The organism is Cellulomonas sp. ES6, assembly GCF_030053835.1.
Taxonomy (GTDB): Bacteria; Actinomycetota; Actinomycetes; order Actinomycetales; family Cellulomonadaceae; genus Cellulomonas.
In genome coordinates this window covers 1180249-1198065 of record NZ_CP125655.1, presented here as the reverse complement: position 1 = coordinate 1198065, position 17817 = coordinate 1180249, and the positions used below count along the sequence as shown (strand labels likewise).

The 17817-nt window shown below is 75.2% G+C and carries 14 protein-coding genes; 3 read left to right on the top strand and 11 right to left on the bottom strand.

Annotation, left to right across the window (positions count from 1 at the left end; translation table 11 throughout):
* Window positions 1–5: 5 nt before the first annotated feature.
* From P9841_RS05640 to P9841_RS05625, 4 genes are read right to left on the bottom strand one after another with little or no spacing between them, the layout of a single operon-like run.
* On the bottom strand, window positions 6–1727 hold the full coding sequence (locus P9841_RS05640; RefSeq protein ID WP_283321078.1) for a DUF885 domain-containing protein: 1722 nt from the start codon (window positions 1725–1727) through the stop codon (window positions 6–8).
* Window positions 1728–1780: 53 nt separating this feature from the next.
* Entirely contained in the window at window positions 1781–2029 is a 249-nt protein-coding gene (locus tag P9841_RS05635) for an acyl-CoA carboxylase epsilon subunit (protein WP_283321077.1), read from the bottom strand.
* Complete coding sequence (locus P9841_RS05630; protein ID WP_283321076.1) at window positions 2026–2619, bottom strand: hypothetical protein; 594 nt, start codon at window positions 2617–2619, stop codon at window positions 2026–2028. Before P9841_RS05630 ends, P9841_RS05635 begins: the two co-directional genes overlap by 4 nt.
* Window positions 2616–4223 (bottom strand): acyl-CoA carboxylase subunit beta, encoded by a 1608-nt coding sequence (locus P9841_RS05625; protein ID WP_283321075.1) that lies wholly within the window; start codon window positions 4221–4223, stop codon window positions 2616–2618. The genes P9841_RS05630 and P9841_RS05625 overlap by 4 nt, the downstream gene beginning before the upstream one ends.
* Window positions 4224–4466: 243 nt before the next feature.
* Between P9841_RS05625 and P9841_RS05620 the strand changes: the two genes are divergently transcribed.
* The 3 genes from P9841_RS05620 to P9841_RS05610 all read left to right on the top strand — a co-directional run bounded on the left by P9841_RS05620 (window position 4467) and on the right by P9841_RS05610 (window position 7883).
* On the top strand, window positions 4467–5333 hold the full coding sequence (locus tag P9841_RS05620; RefSeq protein WP_283321074.1) for a biotin--[acetyl-CoA-carboxylase] ligase: 867 nt from the start codon (window positions 4467–4469) through the stop codon (window positions 5331–5333).
* Window positions 5334–5348: 15 nt separating this feature from the next.
* Window positions 5349–6497 (top strand): adenylate/guanylate cyclase domain-containing protein, encoded by a 1149-nt coding sequence (locus P9841_RS05615; protein WP_349306928.1) that lies wholly within the window; start codon window positions 5349–5351, stop codon window positions 6495–6497.
* A gap of 99 nt (window positions 6498–6596) precedes the next feature.
* The gene (locus P9841_RS05610; RefSeq protein WP_283321073.1) at window positions 6597–7883 is read left to right on the top strand and encodes a multidrug effflux MFS transporter; all 1287 of its coding nucleotides are present in this window, start codon (window positions 6597–6599) and stop codon (window positions 7881–7883) included.
* Window positions 7884–7902: 19 nt separating this feature from the next.
* Here P9841_RS05610 and P9841_RS05605 read toward each other — a convergent pair whose 3' ends face one another.
* The 7 genes from P9841_RS05605 to P9841_RS05575 form a co-directional block, all read right to left on the bottom strand.
* Entirely contained in the window at window positions 7903–9201 is a 1299-nt protein-coding gene (locus P9841_RS05605; protein WP_283321072.1) for a pyridoxal phosphate-dependent aminotransferase, read from the bottom strand.
* A 102-nt stretch (window positions 9202–9303) separates the two neighbouring features.
* Entirely contained in the window at window positions 9304–9426 is a 123-nt protein-coding gene (locus P9841_RS05600) for a molybdopterin oxidoreductase (RefSeq protein WP_222171651.1), read from the bottom strand.
* Between the two features lie 120 nt (window positions 9427–9546).
* A complete protein-coding gene (locus P9841_RS05595) occupies window positions 9547–10047 on the bottom strand; it encodes a hypothetical protein (protein ID WP_283321071.1) in 501 nt (166 codons plus the stop codon).
* 149 nt (window positions 10048–10196) lie between these two features.
* Window positions 10197–12923 (bottom strand): bifunctional acetaldehyde-CoA/alcohol dehydrogenase, encoded by a 2727-nt coding sequence (adhE, locus tag P9841_RS05590; protein ID WP_283321070.1) that lies wholly within the window; start codon window positions 12921–12923, stop codon window positions 10197–10199.
* Between the two features lie 280 nt (window positions 12924–13203).
* Window positions 13204–15717: a glycoside hydrolase family 65 protein gene (locus P9841_RS05585; protein ID WP_283321069.1), complete on the bottom strand. Its 2514-nt coding sequence runs from the start codon at window positions 15715–15717 to the stop codon at window positions 13204–13206.
* Entirely contained in the window at window positions 15714–16481 is a 768-nt protein-coding gene (locus tag P9841_RS05580) for an HAD family hydrolase (protein WP_283321068.1), read from the bottom strand. Before P9841_RS05580 ends, P9841_RS05585 begins: the two co-directional genes overlap by 4 nt.
* Window positions 16482–16509: 28 nt before the next feature.
* Window positions 16510–17640 (bottom strand): LacI family DNA-binding transcriptional regulator, encoded by a 1131-nt coding sequence (locus P9841_RS05575; protein ID WP_283321067.1) that lies wholly within the window; start codon window positions 17638–17640, stop codon window positions 16510–16512.
* Window positions 17641–17817 lie beyond the last annotated feature (177 nt).

Below are 17817 nucleotides of genomic sequence, written 5' to 3'. Positions count from 1 at the left end.
GCCCGTCAGGCGAGCGCGTCCCGCAGCACGTCCAGCGGCAGCGCGCCCATGCCGAGCGCCCGGGCGTGGAACGCACGCAGGTCGAACTCCTCGCCGCGCGCCTCCGCGGCGGCGCGGCTGCCGTCGCGGACCTGCTCCCAGATGCGCTGCCCGATCTTGTAGGCGGGCGCCTGCCCCGGCCAGCCGAGGTACCGGTTGAGCTCGAACCGCACGAACTGCTCGGGCATGTTGACGTTGGCGCGCAGGAACTCCCACGCCTTGTCGGCGTCCCACGTGCCGCCGCCCCAGCGCTCCGGCGCGGGCAGGCCCAGGTGGACGCCGAGGTCCAGCACGACGCGGGCGGCCCGCATCCGCTGGCCGTCGAGCATGCCGAGCCGGTCGCCCGGGTCGTCGAGGAACCCGAGGTCGGCCATGAGGCGCTCGGCGTACAGCGCCCAGCCCTCGCCGTGCCCCGACACCCAGCACGCGAGCCGGCGCCACGAGTTCAGCGTCGCGCGCTGGTAGACGGCCTGGCCGATCTGCAGGTGGTGACCGGGGACGCCCTCGTGGTAGACGGTCGTCTTCTCGCGCCACGTGTTGAACGTCGTGACCTCCGGCGGCACGGACCACCACATGCGGCCGGGCCGGCTGAAGTCGTCGGACGGGCCGGTGTAGTAGATGCCGCCGTTCTGCGTCGGGGCGATGCGGCACTCGAGCGTGCGGATCGGCCCGGGGATGGCGAAGTGCACGCCGTCGAGGGCCGCGACCGCCGCGTCGGAGGTCTCCTGCATCCAGCGCTGCAGGGCCTCGGTGCCCTCGAGCCGGCGGGACGGGTCGGCATCGAGAGCGGCGACGGCCTGCTCGACCGTGGCACCCGGGCCGGCGATCTGCGCGGCGACGGCCTCCTGCTCGGCGACGACGCGGTCGAGCTCCTCGAGCCCCCACCGGTACGTCTCGTCGAGGTCGACCGCGGCGCCGAGGAAGTACCGGGACCACAGGGCGTAGCGCTCGCGGCCGGCGGCGTCCGCCTCCGGCGCCTGCGGGGCGAGCTCGTCGCGCAGGAAGGCGGCGAGCTCGGCGTACGTGCGGCGGGCCGCCTCGGCACCGCGCTCCAGGTCCTCGCGCAGCGCGTCACCCCCGGCGGCGACGGCCTCGCGGGCCTCGGGGCCCGCCACGAAGGTGGTGAAGAACGACGTCGACGGGTCGGCGAGCTCCTCGGCCTGCGCGAGCGCCTCGCGCACCTGGCGGACGGCGGGCACGCGGCCGCGCGAGGCGGCGAGCCGCAGCGACTCCACGTAGCCGGCGCCGGCGGTCGGCAGCCCGGAGAGCCGCTGCGCGATCGTGGACCAGGCGTCGGGGCCGTCGGTCGCCATGAGGTCGAGCACGTCGCGCATGCCCTGCACCGGCGAGGCGATGACGTTGAGGTCGGCGAGCAGCTCGCCCGCGTCGTGCAGCTCGAGCTCCAGGCCGAGGCGCTCCCGCATGGCGGCGAGCGTGATGCGGTCGACCTCGTCGACCGGCTGCTCGGCGTCGAGCGCGCGCAGCGTGGCCCGGGTGGCCTCCGCGCGGGCCTCGTGGCCGGCGGGGGACAGGTCCGTGACCTCGTGGTCGTGGCCCGTGATGCCGAGGGCGGTGGCCTCGAAGGGGTTGAGGGCGGCGGTCGTGTCGACGTACGCGTCGGCGATCGCGTCGATCGGGGTGGCGGCACGCTCCGGTGCGCGGCTGTCGGGGGTGGGTGCAGTGCTCACCCGGCCGACCTTACCCGCGCCCCGGGGCCCGGTTCACCGGGATTGCGCCGGCGTCAGCGCAGGCTGTGCCGCCACGCGTCGGGGCCGGGGCGCCAGGCCGCGCCGCCGCCCGGGACGGTGCGGGCCCGGTCCGTCCACCCGGCGCGCGGCGCGCTGCCCGGCCAGTCGGACGTCCCGTCCTCGCCGCCGCCCGCCGCGGCGACCAGCCCGGCGACGAGCGCCGCGAGCTCCACGTCGTCGGGCGTGCCGCGCACCACCTGGACGTGCGCCGGCCCGGATGCCCCGGACCCGTCGGCCGTCACCGGTCGTCCTCGTCGTCGTCCGGGTCGTCGTCGAACGCGACCGGCGCCCCGCGCGACGCACCCCAGCCCTCGACCGTGAAGCCGCTCTCCAGCAGGCGCTCGACGATCTCGGCCCCGCCGTTGTCGACGATGCCGAGCACGGCGTCGATCGTCTGGTCGCTCGGGTGCGGCGGCACGCTGACGACGAACCCGAGGTGGAACTCGTCGGTGTCCTCGTCGGTGCCGGCCTCGGCCTCGGGCGCGGCCTCGTCCTCCCACGTCATGCCCGTGAGCTCGGAGTGCATGCCCAGGCTCTCGTGCAGCAGGTCGTACAGCCGCGCGTTGAGGCCGGAGACGCGCGCCTCGAGCGCGAGCACCCGCGGGTCCTCGTCGGCCTCCGAGGCGCCGAACTCCGCGCGGACGCCCGCGGCGGTGTCGACGTAGTCGTGCAGCGCGGCGGTCAGGGCGTCGACGGCGGCGTGCATGGCGCCGGTGTCGACGCCGGGCAGCGGCTCGGGCCCGTGGGCGCCGCCCGCGTGGTCGTGCGCGTCGTGGCCGTGGTCGTGCCCGTCGCCGTCGTGTCCGCCGGGGAGCAGGGGGTCGCCGGTCACAGCGGGATGTTCCCGTGCTTCTTGGGGGGCAGCGCCGCGCGCTTGGTGCGCAGCACGCGCAGCGCGCGGACGATCTGCGACCGGGTCTCGGCGGGCGCGATGACCGCGTCCACGTAGCCGCGGTCCGCGGCGTCCCACGGGTTCACGATGGCCTCCTCGTACTCGCGCGTGAGCCGGGCGCGCTCGGCCTCGACGTCCCCGCCGGCCTGGGCGACCTGCTGCAGGGCGCCGCGCTGCAGGATGTTCACCGCACCGCCGGCACCCATGACCGCGATCTGCGCCGTGGGCCACGCCAGGTTCACGTCGGCGCCGAGCTGCTTCGACCCCATGACGATGTAGGCGCCACCGTACGCCTTGCGGGTGATGACGGTGACGAGCGGGACCGTCGCCTCGGCGTAGGCGTAGATGAGCTTGGCGCCGCGCCGGATGATGCCGTTCCACTCCTGGTCGGTGCCCGGCAGGAAGCCCGGGACGTCGACGAACGTCAGCACCGGGATGCTGAACGCGTCGCAGGTCCGCACGAACCGCGCGGCCTTCTCGGCGGCGTCGATGTCGAGCGTCCCGGCCATGGTCAGCGGCTGGTTCGCGACGACCCCGACGGCGTGGCCCTCGACGCGGCCGAAGCCGATGAGCACGTTGCGCGCGAACAGCGGCTGCACCTCGAGCAGCTCCCCGTCGTCCAGGACGTGCTCGACGACGGTGCGCATGTCGTACGGCTGGTTGTCGGAGTCCGGCACCAGGGTGTCGAGCTCGAGGTCCTCGTCCGTGACCTCGAGCTCCGCCTCGTGCGGGTAGGCCGGCGGGTCGGTGAGGTTGTTCTGCGGCAGGTACGACAGCAGCGACCGCACGTAGTCCAGCGCGTCCTCCTCGTCGGAGGCCAGGTAGTGCGCGACGCCGGAGCGGGTGTTGTGCGTCGTGGCGCCGCCGAGCTCCTCGAAGCCGACGTCCTCGCCGGTCACGGCGCGGATGACGTCCGGGCCCGTGATGAACATGTTCGAGGTGCCGTCCGCCATGACGATGAAGTCGGTGAGCGCGGGGGAGTACACCGCGCCGCCGGCCGACGGGCCGAGGATGAGGCTGATCTGCGGGACCACGCCCGAGGCGGCGACGTTGCGGCGGAAGATCTCCGCGAACTGCGTGAGGCCGGCGACGCCCTCCTGGATGCGCGCGCCGCCGCCGTCGCTGATGCCGACCAGCGGCATGCCGGTGCGCAGCGCCAGGTCCATCACCTTGGTGATCTTCTGGCCGTGCACCTCGCCGAGGCTGCCGCCGAACACCGTGAAGTCCTGCGAGTAGACGGCGACCGGGCGGCCGTCGACGGTGCCGTGGCCGACGACGACGCCGTCACCGGGGACGCGCTTGCGGTCCAGGCCGAAGTTGGTGGAGCGGTGCCGGACGAACGCGTCGAGCTCGGTGAACGAGCCCGGGTCGAGGAGCGCCTCGATGCGCTCGCGGGCGGTGCGCTTGCCGCGGGCGTGCTGCTTCTCGGCGGCGGCCTGCTCGGGCTCCGTGACGGCGCGGCGGTAGCGGTCCGCGAGGTCGGCGACCTTCGCGGCCGTGCCGGCCGGGGGCGTGGGTGCGTGCGACGCGGGGGTGTCAGTCACCCGAGGAAGGCTAGTGCGCGCGGGCGTCGGCGGGGGTGGGCGACGACCACGGAGCTCGGCGCGCCGCGTGGTGCGGATGCGACAACCGGCGCGGTGGGGCGGCGAGGTCGTCACCTCGGCCCGAGGTCGTCAGGCCGGCGTGACGACCTCGGGCGCAGATGACGACCTCGCGGGGCGCGGGAGCGGGGCGGAGCGGGTGGGCGGGCGTGGGAGCGGCGCGGCGCGGGGCGCGAGGATGGGGGCGTGGACGACGGACGCGGGCCCCTGCGGGTGGACGAAGTGGCGGCGCTGGCGGGCCCGGGCGGGCCGCTGCGGCGGTGCGCGGTCGTGGCGGAGGCCGGCTCGACGAGCACCGAGCTGCTCGCGCGACTGGCGGCCGACGCCGCGTGGGCGGACGGCGGCCTGCTGGTCGCCGAGCACCAGCGCGCCGGGCGCGGGCGGGGCGGCCACACCTGGACCACGCCGGCCGGCACGGCGGTGACGATGTCGCTGGCGGTCCGTCCGGGCGTGCCGCGCGCGTCGTGGGGGTGGCTGCCGCTGCTGGCGGGGCTGGGCGTCGTGCGCGGGCTGTCCGTGGCCACGGGCCTGACGGCGGCGCTGAAGTGGCCGAACGACGTGCTGCTGCCCGCGTCGTCCGGCGCCGAGGAGCTGCCCGGCTGGGGGCTGGACCGCAAGGCGGTCGGGATCCTCGCGGAGGCGACGCCGGCGGGGGACGCGGTGGTGCTCGGCATCGGGGTCAACGTCGCGCAGACGGCCGCCGAGCTGCCGGTGCCGAGCGCCACGTCGCTGCGGCTGTCGGGCGCCCCCTCCGCGGACCGCACGGCCGTGCTGGTCGCCGTGGTCCGCGAGGTGTGCGCGGTCCTCGCGCGCTGGCGGCGGGCGGGCGGGGACGTCGGGGCGGCCGGGCTCGACGCCGAGGTCGCGCAGGTGTGCCGGACGCTCGGCTCGGAGGTGGGGGCGACGCTGCCCGACGGGTCGCAGGCGCGGGGCACGGCGGTGCGGATCGACCCCGACGGCGCGCTCGTGCTGCGGGGCGCGGACGGCGCCGAGCGGCGGCTGCTCGCCGGTGACGTGCGTCACGTCCGGCCCACCCGCGGGCACCTGCCGTGAACTAGGGTCGCTGGTGTGACGGACCGGACGGGCAGCGCGCGCCAGGACGACGAGGCGCGTCCCGTCGCCCCGGAGAGCGCCGGCGTCCCGACTCCGGCCGCCGGCACCCCGGGGCCCGACGACGCCCCCGTGTCCGCCGGTGCCCGCCTCGACGCGGCGCTGCTCGGCGGCCCCCGCACCCTGAGCATGCGGGACCTGGCGGAGCGCGCCGGCGTGGACGTCGAGCTGGTGCGGCTGTACTGGCGGACGCTCGGCCTGCCGCACCCGGACGCGGACGACGCCGCGTTCACGGTGCGGGACGCCGAGGCCCTGGGCAGCGCGGCGGCCCTGCTGCGCGAGGAGCTCGTGTCGGGCCGCACGATGATCTCGCTGACGCGCGCACTCGGGCACACGAGCGACCGGCTCGCGCTGTGGCAGGTCGAGGCGCTGGTGGAGGACGTCGCGACCCGCCGGGGGCTCGACGACCCGGCCGCGCGGCGGGCGGTGCTGGACGAGCTGCCGGTGCTGGCGCCGGTGCTGGAGGCGCAGCTCCTGCACTCCTACCGCCGGCACCTGGCGTCGATCGCGTCGCGGTACGCGGTGGAGTTCGCGGCCGGGCAGGAGCGCGACGGCGACCCGGCGGCGCTGCCGCTCGCGCGGGCGGTGGGGTTCGCCGACATGGTGTCGTTCACGCGCCGGACGGCCGGGCTGGGCTCGACCGACCTGTCGGACTTCGTGCAGCGGTTCGAGACCATCGCCCGGGACGTCGTGACGCAGGGCGGTGGCCGCGTCGTCAAGACCATCGGGGACGCGGTGCTGTTCGTGGCGGACGACGTGCGGACCGGCGCGCGCGTCGCCCTGGAGCTCGCGCGGGTGCTCGGCGGGGAGCTCGACGTCGAGCGGGAGAAGGGGGCCGGCGGGCTCGCCGAGGGCGCGCGGGGCGTGACCCCGGTGCGGGTCGGCGTGGTGTGGGGCCGGGTGCTGTCCCGGTTCGGCGACGTGTTCGGCCCGTCGGTGAACATCGCCGCCCGCCTGACGGACGTCGCGGACCCGAGCACGGTGCTCACCGACCCGGCGACCGCGCGGCTGCTCGTCGACGTGCCGGGCCTCGTGCTGGAGCCGCTGCCGGAGCGGGAGCTCGAGGGCATCGGCGCCCTGGCACCGGTGCGGGTCCGCACCGCCTGACGCCCGTCCGCCCGGGACGGCGCCGGCGCGCCGCTGACCGCGAGGGCGCGGATCGAATCGATTCGCGCCCGGCCTCGCCGCGTGCGACGATCAGGGGACATGAGCACCGGCGAGCCACCCGCACCGCGCCCCGCACCGGCACCCGTGCCCGCCTCGTCGGGCGCCGCCGGGGACGCCGCCGCACCCGTGTTCCGGCCGAGCGCCAAGTACGTGCTCCTGCTCGGGGTGATGACCGCGCTGCCGGCCGTCACCACCGACATCTACCTGCCGTCGCTGCCCGACGTGGCCCGCGACCTGGGGACCAGCGCGGCGGCCGCCCAGCTCACGATGACGTCGATGCTCATCGGCGGGGCCGTCGGCCAGCTGGTGATCGGCCCGCTGTCGGACCGCTTCGGCCGGCGCCGGCCGGTGCTCGTCGGCGTGGCGCTGCACGTCGTGACGTCGCTGCTGTGCGCGATCGCCCCGGCGATCGTCCCGCTGATCGCGCTGCGCACCCTGCAGGGGTTCTTCAACGCGTCGGCGTCGGTGGTCGCGATGGCGGTGATCCGCGACCGGTTCGTCGGGCCGGACGCGTCCCGGCTGCTGTCGCGGCTCATGCTCGTCATCGGGGTCGCGCCGCTGTTCGCGCCGAGCGTCGGCGGGCTGATCGCCGGCGAGTTCGGGTGGCGCGGCGTGTTCGTCGCGCTGGCCGTGTACGGCGCGGTGCTCTGGGTGGTCGTGCTGCGGCGCCTGCCCGAGACGCTGCCGGCCGAGCGGAGGCTGGCGTCCACCGGGGGCGCGTGGCGCGGCTACCTGGTGCTCGCGCGGGACCGGCACTTCGTGGCGCTCGCGGTGCTGCCCGGGCTCGGGCAGGCGGTGCTCATGAGCTACGTGGTCGGGTCGCCGTTCGTGCTGCGCGAGGGGTTCGGGCTGAGCGCCGGGCAGTTCGCGCTGGTGTTCGCCGTCAACGGCGTCGGCCTGGTCGGCGGCGCGCAGGTGAACGCCGCGCTGGTCCGCCGGTACGCCCCGATCCAGATCATCCGCGCGGTGCTGCCCGTCTCGCTGACGCTCACCGGGGTGCTGCTGGTGCTCGCGCTGACGGGCGCCGGCGGGCTGCCGGCGCTGCTGGTGGCGCTGTTCCTCATCATGTCGCTGGTGAACTTCACGCCGCCGAACGCCTCCGCGATCGCGCTGTCCCGGCACGGCGAGCGCGCGGGGACGGCCGCGGCGTTCATCGGGTCGCTGCAGGCGGGCGTCGCCGGTGCGGTGAGCCCGCTGGTCGGCGTGCTCGGGGAGGACACCGTGGCGATGGCGAGCGTGATGACGGGCGCGGCGGCCGGTGCGCTGCTGGTGCTCGCGCTCGCGACCCCGGCCTACCGCCGCGGCGGGTGGACCGCGGCGCACTGAGCGCCCGGGCGGGCGGCGGTCAGGCGCCGAGCCGCGCCAGCCGCCGCACGGCCTCCTCCAGCACCGCCTCCTGCTTGACGAACGTGAACCGCACCGCGGTGCGCAGCGCCTCGTCCGCGGCCGACCCGGGCCGGGTGAACGCGCTGACGGGCACCCCGACCACGCCCGCGAGGTCGGGGAGCGCGCGGCACAGCCCCGCCGCGTCGCGGATCCCCGACCCGGCGAGCGGCCCGGCCAGCAGCGCGGCGGCGTCGGCGACCACGAAGTACGTGCCCTGCGGCCGGGCGACTGCGAACCCGGCCCCGGTCAGCCCGGCGGCGAGCAGGTCCCGGCGCGCGGCCAGGGACGCCGCGAGCCCGCGGACCCAGCCGGCGTCGGGGCCGTCGGTGGTCTCGAGCGCCAGCGCGTGCGCCACGGCGGGCTGGAACGGCGCCCCGGACACGTACGTGAGGAACTGCTTGACCGCCCGCACCGCGTCCACCAGCGGCGCCGGCCCCGTGACCCAGCCGATCTTCCAGCCGGTGAACGAGAACGTCTTGCCCGACGACGAGACGGTCAGCGTGCGGTCGGCGGCGCCGGGCAGCGTCGCGAACGGGACGTGCCGGGCGTCGTCGTAGGTGAGGTGCTCGTAGACCTCGTCGGTCACGACGAGGCAGTCGTGGCGCTCGGCGACCTCGGCGACCACCGCGAGCTCGGCGGGCGTGAGGACGGCGCCCGTCGGGTTGTGCGGCGTGTTGAGCAGGATCACGCGCGTCCGGTCGGTGACGGCGGCGCGCAGCGCGTCGGCGTCCAGCCGGAACCCGTCGGGGCCGGCCACGAGCGGCGCGGTGGTGTGGCGGGCGCCGGCCAGCGCGATGACCGCGGCGTAGGAGTCGTAGAACGGCTCGAGCGTGAGCACCTCGTCGCCCGGCTCGGTGAGCGCGAGCAGCGCCGCGGCGACCGCCTCGGTGGCGCCGGTGGTGACGAGCACCTCGGTGTCCGGGTCGACGTCCAGGCCGTAGTGCCGCCGCTGGTGGTCGGCCACGGCGCGCCGCAGCTCCGGGGTGCCCGGCCCGGGCGGGTACTGGTTGACCCCCGCGGCGATGGCGTCCGCCGCGGCTCGCTTCACCGACTCCGGGCCGTCGACGTCGGGGAACCCCTGGCCGAGGTTGAGCGCACCGGTGCTCGCGGCCAGCGCGGACATCTCCGCGAAGATCGTCGGCCTCGGGACGCCGTCCGCGCCGAGCAGCCCCGCCGCCCGGGCGGTCGCCCGCCAGCGCCCGGCGGGAGGCGCGGGGTGCCCGGGACGGGGTGCGGGGTCGTGCGGGTGCGGGGTCATCGCGGTCCTGTCGGCTCGGGGACGCCAGGAGGGTAGACCGCGTCGGGGCGGGGGCGCCGGGACGACCGCCGGGCGGGACGGTGCGTCCGCGCGCCGGCCGCCTCAGAGCCAGCCGGACGCCGCCGCGAGCCCGCCGAGCACGAGCAGCAGCAGGGACGCCCACGCGCACGCGACCCACCACGGCACGTGGTGCCGGGTCCGGGTGCGCGGGTGGTGCGTGCTCATACCGGGGACATCGGCACGGTGGCGCGTGGCTGAAGGGGTCGAGGGTCCTTCGCCCGGGTGAGTCGGGCGCGCCGGCCGGCGGCGCCCCTCGCCCGCGGGGGTCGTCGCCCCCGCGGGGCCTCAGCCCTGCTCGGTCTGCTCCACCTGGCGGCTCAGCTCCTCGACCTGCTGCGCGAGCCGGTCCAGGGCCTCCGCGGTCGCGTCGTCCACCTGCGTGGACGCCCCGTCGAGGGCGCTGCGCGCGGAGTCGAGGGCGGACCGGGCGGAGTCGAGCTGCTCCTGCGTGGCGGCGGAGCCCTGCTCGCGGGCGTCGGCGAGCGCGGTCGTGGCGTCGTCCACGGCGGTGCTCGCCTGGTCGACGGCGTCCTGCGCGGCGGCGCGGGCGCCGGCGTCGAGCTCGGACAGCCGGGTGCGGGCGTCGTCGACGGCGGAGCGGGCGGACTCGACGCGCTCGCGGGCGGCGTCGGCGAGCTCGCCGATCCGGCCGGCGGCGTCGCGCGCGGAGTCGACGGCGGACTGCGCCTGCGAGGCGACGTCCTGCGCCTCGGAGCACGCGCCGAGCAGGAGGGCGCCCAGCACGAGCGGGGCGGCCAGGGCGGCGCGGTGGCGGCGGGTGGTCATGAGGGCCTCCTCGTCGGGGACCGGTCATTGTGCCAGGCGCGCCTGGCCCCCGGCTGGGAGCCGCGGCGCCGGGACCGCCCGGACGCAGAGGAGCGCCCCGCCCGCGGACGATCGCGGGCGGGGCGCTCGGCGAGCAGCCTGACCGTGGGTCAGGAGGAGGCGACCGTGGCGCTCTCCTCGGCCGGGGCCCCCGCCCCGGCGGGCGCGTCACTCGTCGCACCCTGCTGCTCGCGGCGGCCACGCACCTCGGCGACGGAGGTGCCGTAGTAGGCCGCAGTCATGATGTCCTTCATGTCCGCCCGCATCGGCATGCGGGGGTTCGCCGGCGCGCACTGGTCCTCGTACGCGCCCATCGCGACCTCGTCGAGCCGGGACAGGAAGTCCTGCTCGTCGACGCCCTGCGCCTGGAAGGACGACGGGATGCCGACCTTCGCGCGCAGCGCCTCGATGGCCAGGGCGTAGGACTCCACGCCCTGCTCCGGGGTCTCGGCCGGCAGGCCCAGCATCTGGGCGATCTGCTGGAACCGCTCCGGGGCGACGTAGTGCTCGTACTTCGGCCAGCTCGTGAGCTTGGTCGGGATCTGGCCGTTGTACCGGATGACGTGCGGCAGCAGCGTGGCGTTCGTCCGGCCGTGGACCAGGTGGAACGTCGAGCCGATGACGTGCGCCATCGCGTGCACGATGCCGAGGAACGCGTTGCCGAACGCCATGCCGGCGATGGTGCCCGCGTTGTGCATCTTCTCGCGGGCGGCCTTGGTGGCCGGGTCGGCCGGGTCGCCGTTCACGGACTGCGCGAGGTTGTCGAAGATCAGGCGGATCGCCTGCAGCGCCATGCCGTCGGTGAAGTCGTTGGCGTACACCGCGACGAACGCCTCGGTGGCGTGGGTCAGGGCGTCGAAGCCGGAGTCGGCGGCCAGCGAGCGCGGCATCTTCGAGGTGAGGACCGGGTCGATGATCGCGACCGTCGGGGTCAGCGCGTAGTCCGCCAGCGGGTACTTCTTGCCCGCGTCGGGGTCGGAGATGACCGCGAACGGCGTGACCTCCGCGCCGGTGCCCGAGGTGGTCGGGATGCAGACCAGCTTGGCCAGGTCGCCGAGCACCGGGAACTTGAAGGCGCGCTTGCGGACGTCGAAGAACTTCTGCTTGAGGTCGGAGAACACGATCTCCGGGTGCTCGTACAGCAGCCACATGACCTTGGCCGCGTCCATCGGCGAGCCGCCGCCGAGCGCGATGATCGTGTCGGGGCGGAAGTGCCGCATCTGCGCCGCGCCGGCCTGGACCGTCTTGACGCTGGGCTCCGGCTCCACCTGGTCGATGATCTGGACCGACACGTGGTTGCCGCGGCGGTTCAGGACGTCCAGGACGCGGTCGACGAACCCGAGGGTGGTCATCGTGGCGTCGGTGACGATCGTGACGCGCTCGACGTCGGCCATGTCGGTCAGGTAGCGGATGGCGTTCGGCTCGAAGTACGTCTTGGCCGGGACCTTGAACCACTGCAAGTTGTTGTTCCTCCGACCCACGCGCTTGACGTTGACGAGGTTGATCGCCGACACGTTGTTCGACACCGAGTTGTGGCCGTAGGAGCCGCAGCCGAGGGTGAGCGACGGGATGAAGGCGTTGTAGATGTCGCCGATGCCGCCGAGCGACGAGGGGGCGTTCGCGATGACGCGGATCGCCTTGACGCGGTTGCCGTACTCCTCGGTGAGCGCCTCGTCCTGGGTGTGGATCGCGGCGGAGTGGCCGAGGCCGTCGAACTCGACCATCTGCTCGGCGAGCTGGATGCCCTGCTCGGTGGAGGTGGCGCGCAGCACGGCGAGCACGGGGCAGAGCTTCTCGCGCGTCAGCGGCTCGTTCGGGCCGACGGAGCCGACCTCGGCGAGGATGATCGACGTCTCGGCGGGGACGGAGAAGCCGGCCTGCTCGGCGATCCACTGCGGGGACTTGCCGACGACGGTCGGGTTCAGCTTGGCGTCGGCGCAGTTCTTGCCCTTGGCCTCGACCCCGAAGATGAACTTCTCGAGGAGCGCCTTCTCCTTCTTGGTGGCGCGGTAGGCGTGCAGGACCGCGAACTCCGCGAGCGCGGCGTCGTAGATCTCGTCGTCCAGGATGACGGCCTGCTCGGAGGCGCAGATCATGCCGTTGTCGAACGACTTGGACAGCACCACGTCGTTGACGGCCCGCTTGAGCTTGGCGGTCTTCTCGATGTAGGCCGGGACGTTGCCCGCGCCGACGCCGAGGGCCGGCTTGCCGCAGGAGTACGCGGCGCGGACCATCGCGTTGCCGCCGGTCGCCAGGATGGTGGAGACGCCGGGGTGGTTCATCAGCAGGCCGGTGGCCTCCATCGAGGGGGTCTCGACCCACTGGATGCAGTTCTCGGGGGCGCCGGCGGCGATCGCCGCGTCCCGCACGACCCGCGCCGCGGCGACGGAGGACCTCTGGGCGTTCGGGTGGAACGCGAAGATGATCGGGTTGCGGGTCTTCAGCGCGATGAGCGACTTGAAGATCGCGGTGGACGTCGGGTTGGTCACCGGGGTCATCGCGCAGATGACGCCGACGGGCTCGGCGATCTCGGTGATGCCGTTGATCTCGTCGCGGCTGATGACGCCGACGGTCTTGAGCGACGCCATCGAGTTGGTGACGTGCTCGCAGGCGAAGATGTTCTTGACGGCCTTGTCCTCGAAGACGCCGCGGCCGGTCTCCTCGACCGCCAGCTCGGCGAGCTGGCCGTGCTGGTCGAGCGCGGCGACGGCGGCCTTCTTGACCAGCCGGTCGACGTCCTCCTGCGTGAAGCGGGCGTACTCCGCCAGCGCCTTGGTGGCGCCGGCGACCAGCTGGTCGATGGCGGCCGCGGTGTCGGTGCTCGTCGTGATGGTCACGGGGTTCTCCCGGGTGGTCCGATGAGGTGGGGGTGTAAGGGCTCCGTCGACCTCACGTGGACGACGATATCGAGAAAGAATTCACAAAGTCTGGGACCGGAGTCCCGGGGACCTAGGTCCGGCAGGTCCGCCACCCGCTCCGTGCTCACCCGGCGAGCCCGTGACCTGCGACGACGCGGCGCCGGGTGGCACGACGAGGCCCGCCGCCCCGGGGATCCGGGACGACGGGCCTGGTGGTCGGCGGGTGCGCGGGGCGTCGTGCGGCGCCCCGCGCGGCGGCTCAGTCGTGCGGCAGCGGCGGCGGCGTGACGACCGTCGGGTGGTCCGGCACGGTCGCCGTCATGAGCGTGCCGTCGGCGCGGCGCGTGCCCTCGATGTCGCGCACCGTCGGCGTGCCGATGAGGCGCGGCGCCGGGTCGAGGTGCACCACCACGGGGTCGCCCGCCGTGACCTTCACGTGCTCGCCGCGCACGACGAGGTCCGCGGTGTCGCCGTCCTCGACGGTCAGCCGCAGCTCGGTGTGCCGGACGTCGACGCGCACCCGGGTGCCGCGCAGCGTGATCCGGAACGTCAGCCCGTCCCAGACCTCCGGCAGCCGCGGGTCGAGCGACACGACGCCCTCGTGGTCGCGCATGCCGCCGAACCCGCACGCCAGCGCGCTCCACACGCCGCCGAGCGAGGCCACGTGCACGCCGTCGGACGTGTTGTGGTGCAGGTCCGCCAGGTCCACGTACAGCGCCGACGTGAAGTACCGCAGCGCGAGCTCCTGGTAGCCGACCTCGGACGCCACGATCGACTGCACGACCGCCGACAGCGTGGAGTCGCCGGTGGTCAGCGGGTCGTAGTAGTCGAAGTCCGCGAGCTTCTCCTCCGGCGTGAACTGGTCGCCCTGCAGGAACAGGGCCAGCACCACGTCGGCCTGCTTGAGCACCTGGAACCGGTAGATCACCAGCGGGTGGTAGTAGAGCAGCAGCGGGCGCTTGGCCGGGTCGGTGTTCGCCAGGTCCCACAGCTCCTTCTCGAGGAACTGCGAGTCCTGCGGGTGGATGCCCAGGCGCTCGTCGAACGGGATGTGCATGCGCTCCGCGGCGTGCGCCCACTCGTCCAGCTCGTCCTGCGTGAGGCGCAGCCGGGCGGCCATCGCGGCGTGCTCCGCCGGGTGCTCGTGCGCGAGCCGCTCGACGGCCTCGACCGCCCCGCGCAGGTTGGCGCGGGCCATGACGTTGGTGAACAGGTTGTCGTTCACCACGGTCGTGTACTCGTCGGGCCCCGTGACGCCGTGGATGTGGAACGACGCGTCGCCGTTGGTCCCGCGCCAAAACCCGAGGTCCGCCCACATGCGCGCGGTCTCCACCAGGACGTCGACCGCCTCGCGCGCCAGGAACCCGTCGTCCCCGGTGGCGGCGACGTACTGCCGCACGGCGTGCGCGATGTCCGCGTCGATGTGGTACTGCGCGGTGCCCGCCGCGTAGTACGCCGACGCCTCCTCGCCGTTGATGGTGCGCCACGGGAACAGCGCGCCGTTCTGGTTGAGCTCGGCGGCCCGGCGGCGCGCCGCGTCCAGCATCGTGTAGCGGAACCGCAGCGCGTTGCGGGCCACGCGCGGGGAGGTGTAGCTGAGGAACGGCAGGACGTAGATCTCGGTGTCCCAGAAGTAGTGCCCGCTGTACCCCGAGCCGGTCAGGCCCTTCGCCGCGATGCCGCTGCCCTCGGCGCGCGCGGTGGCCTGCGCGAGCTGGAACAGGTTCCAGCGGATGGCCTGCTGCAGCTCGGGCTGGCCCGGCACCTCGACGTCGGAGCGCGCCCAGAACGCGTCGAGCCACGCGCGCTGGTCGGCGAACGCCTGCTCGACGCCGGCCTTGGCGGCGCGGTCCAGGGTGCGGCGGCACCGGTCCGCCAGCTCGCGCGCCGGCACGCCGCGCGACGAGTGGTACGTGACGACCTTGGTGATGCGGACGGTCTGGCCCCGCTTCGCGTCGACGCGGTAGACGTGCTTGGCCAGGTCCTCCTCGACGAGCGAGAGCTCCTCGACCTCGTTCTCCGTCTCGATGCTGTGGTCGGCCGCCACCGCGAGGGTCATGCCGGACGCCGCCGTGCGGTACGACAGCACGTAGCGGCCGTCGGACCCCCAGTGCGACCGCGGCTCCAGCACCCGCTCGCTGAGCGTCTCGGACTTGCGCGGGTCGAAGCCCTCGCCCATCGCGGCCGCGCGGACGTGGTACTCGTCCTGCCCGTCCTGCCGGTTGAGGATCTGGCTGCTCACCACCACGGGCGCGTCGGCGTCGAGCATCGTGAGCTCGTACGTCATGACGGCGAGGTGCCGCTCGGCGAACGACACCATGCGCCGGCTGCGCACCTGCACGCGCTTGCCCGACGGCGTCTGCCAGACCAGGTCCCGGTAGAGGACGCCGTCGCGGAAGTCGAGGGTGCGCTCGTACTCGTGCAGGTCGGCGACGGTGAGCAGCAGCGGCTCGTCGTCGACGTACAGGCGCAGGATCTTCGCGTCCGGCACGTTGACGATCGTCTGGCCGACCCGGGCGAAGCCGTACGCCTCCTCGGCGTGCCGGATCGGCCACGTCTCGTGGAAGCCGTTGATGAAGGTGCCGTGGCTGTGGCTGTCGCGGCCCTCCTCGACGTTCCCGCGCATGCCGAGGTAGCCGTTGCCCACCGCGAACAGGGTCTCGGTGCGGCCGAGGTCACGGGCGTCGTGCCGCGTCTCGCGCAGCCGCCACTCGTCCTTCGGGAACCGGTGCCGGTCGAGGGGGTCGGGGGTGAACAGGGAGGTGGGGTTCACGGCAGGGTGCTCTCGGGGTCGTCGGACGTGGTGACGAGCTCCGCGAGGTCGTCCACCACCAGGTCAGCCCCCTGCTCCAGCAGGACCGCGGCGCCCGCGCCCCGGTCCACGCCCACGACGAGCCCGAAGTCCCCGGCACGGCCGGAGGCGACGCCGGACTCGGCGTCCTCGACGACGACCGCGCGCTCGCGCGGCACGCCGAGCTGGTCCGCGGCGTACAGGTACGTCGCCGGTGCGGGCTTGCCCGCCAGGCCGCGCTCGGCCGCCACCAGCCCGTCCACCACGAGGGGGAACCGGTCGGTGAGGCCCGCCGCGGCCAGCACGGGCACCGCGTTGCGGCTGCTCGACACCACGGCGACGGCCCGGCCGTCCGCGATCAGCGCGTCCACGAGCCGCACCGAGCCGGGGTAGGGCGTCACGCCCTCCGACTCCAGCACCTGCGTGAACACGGCGTTCTTCCGGTTGCCGAGGCCGCAGACGGTCGCGGCGTCGGGGGAGTCGGCCGGGTCCCCCCACGGCAGCTCGATCCCGCGGGACGCCAGCAGCGACCGGACGCCCTCGTAGCGCGGCTTGCCGTCGATGTGCGCGAAGTAGTCGGCGTCGGTGTACGGCGCCGCGCCGCGCTCCTCCAGCAGCGGGGCGAACAGCCGCTCCCACGCGTGCATGTGCACGACGGCGGTCGGCGTCAGGACGCCGTCGAGGTCGAACAGGACGGCGTCGAGGCCGTCGAGGACCGCGGAGGGGCGGTCGGGGGCGGGTGCCACGGGCGGGTGCTCCAGGGTGCTCGGGGGTTCAGCGGGGGGCGGGGGTGACGGGGTCTGCGGGGGTCCTGCGGACGACGGGGACCGCGGGGACGGACCAGGCGCTGGACGCGCGGGCGACGAGCTCCGGGGCGACCGGGCCGGCCGGGGCCGGCGGGTGCCCGAGGTCGACGCCGAGCCGGTCCAGCACCTGCTCGACGAGGATCTGCGCCACCAGTGTGAGGGGTTGCCGGACGCTCGTCAGCCCGGGACGCGCGAGCGAGGCCAGGTCGGAGTCGTCGAAGCCCGTGACGGCCACGTCCCGGCCGGGGGTGGCGCCGGCGTCGGTCACCGCGTCCAGCACCCCGAGGGCCAGGACGTCGGAGGCGCACACGAACGCCGTCGGGGCCTCCCCGGGGCGGGCGAGCGACGCGGCGACCACCGCGGTGGCGGCGCCGGGGTCGTCGGCGGCCGCCGTCAGGTCCGGTCCGGGGTGCAGGCCGAGCCGGGCGGTCTCCGCGCGCCAGCCGGAGCGCCGGGCGTCGCCGCCGGCGCCGTCCGCCGGCCAGCCGACGAACCCGACGCGGCGGTGGCCGCGGCCCGCGAGGTGCCGGACGGCGAGGGCCGTGCCGAGGGCGCCGTCGACGTCGACCCACGGGTGCGCCGCGTCGTCGTCGCCCCAGGGCTGCCCGTGCACCGCGAACGCCGCCCCCTGCCGGGCGAGCCAGGCGGGCCGGCGGTCACCGGGGTGGGTGTCCGCGACCACGACCGCGTCCACGTCGTGGCCCGCGAGCAGCTCGGCGTACGCGGCGATCTCGGCGTCGTCGTCGCCGTACGGGGCGTCGAAGGCCAGCAGCCGGTAGCCGTGCGGCCGCGCGGCGGCGACGAGCGCGTGCAGCAGCCGGTCGGGGTGGGCGGCCGTGCGGTGCGCGGTGGGCCCGACGCGGATGCCGATCAGCCCGGAGCGCCGTGAGGACAGCGCCCGCGCGGCCCGGTCCGGCACGTACCCGAGCAGGTCGACGGAGCGGCGGACGCGGGCCAGCGTGCCCGCGGACAGCCGGCCGGGGGCGTTGAGCGCGTTGGAGACCGTCTGCCGCGAGACGCCCGCGTGCTCCGCGACGGCGCGGATGGTGACGCGACCGGCCGGGTCCGCGTGCTGGCGCGGGGCGTCGGGCGTGTGCATGGGGTCCTCGGGGCGTCCGTGCGGCTGGTGCGGAGGGGGCGGAGGCGACGGAGCGCTTTGACCGGTCAAATCCTCCCGCCGCGCGCGCGACGCTGTCAAAGCGCCAGGACGACTCGGACGAACCCGGCATCCCGCGCGCTGCCTGCGGGTTCGCGGGGCCACGGCCGGCCTGCTGCC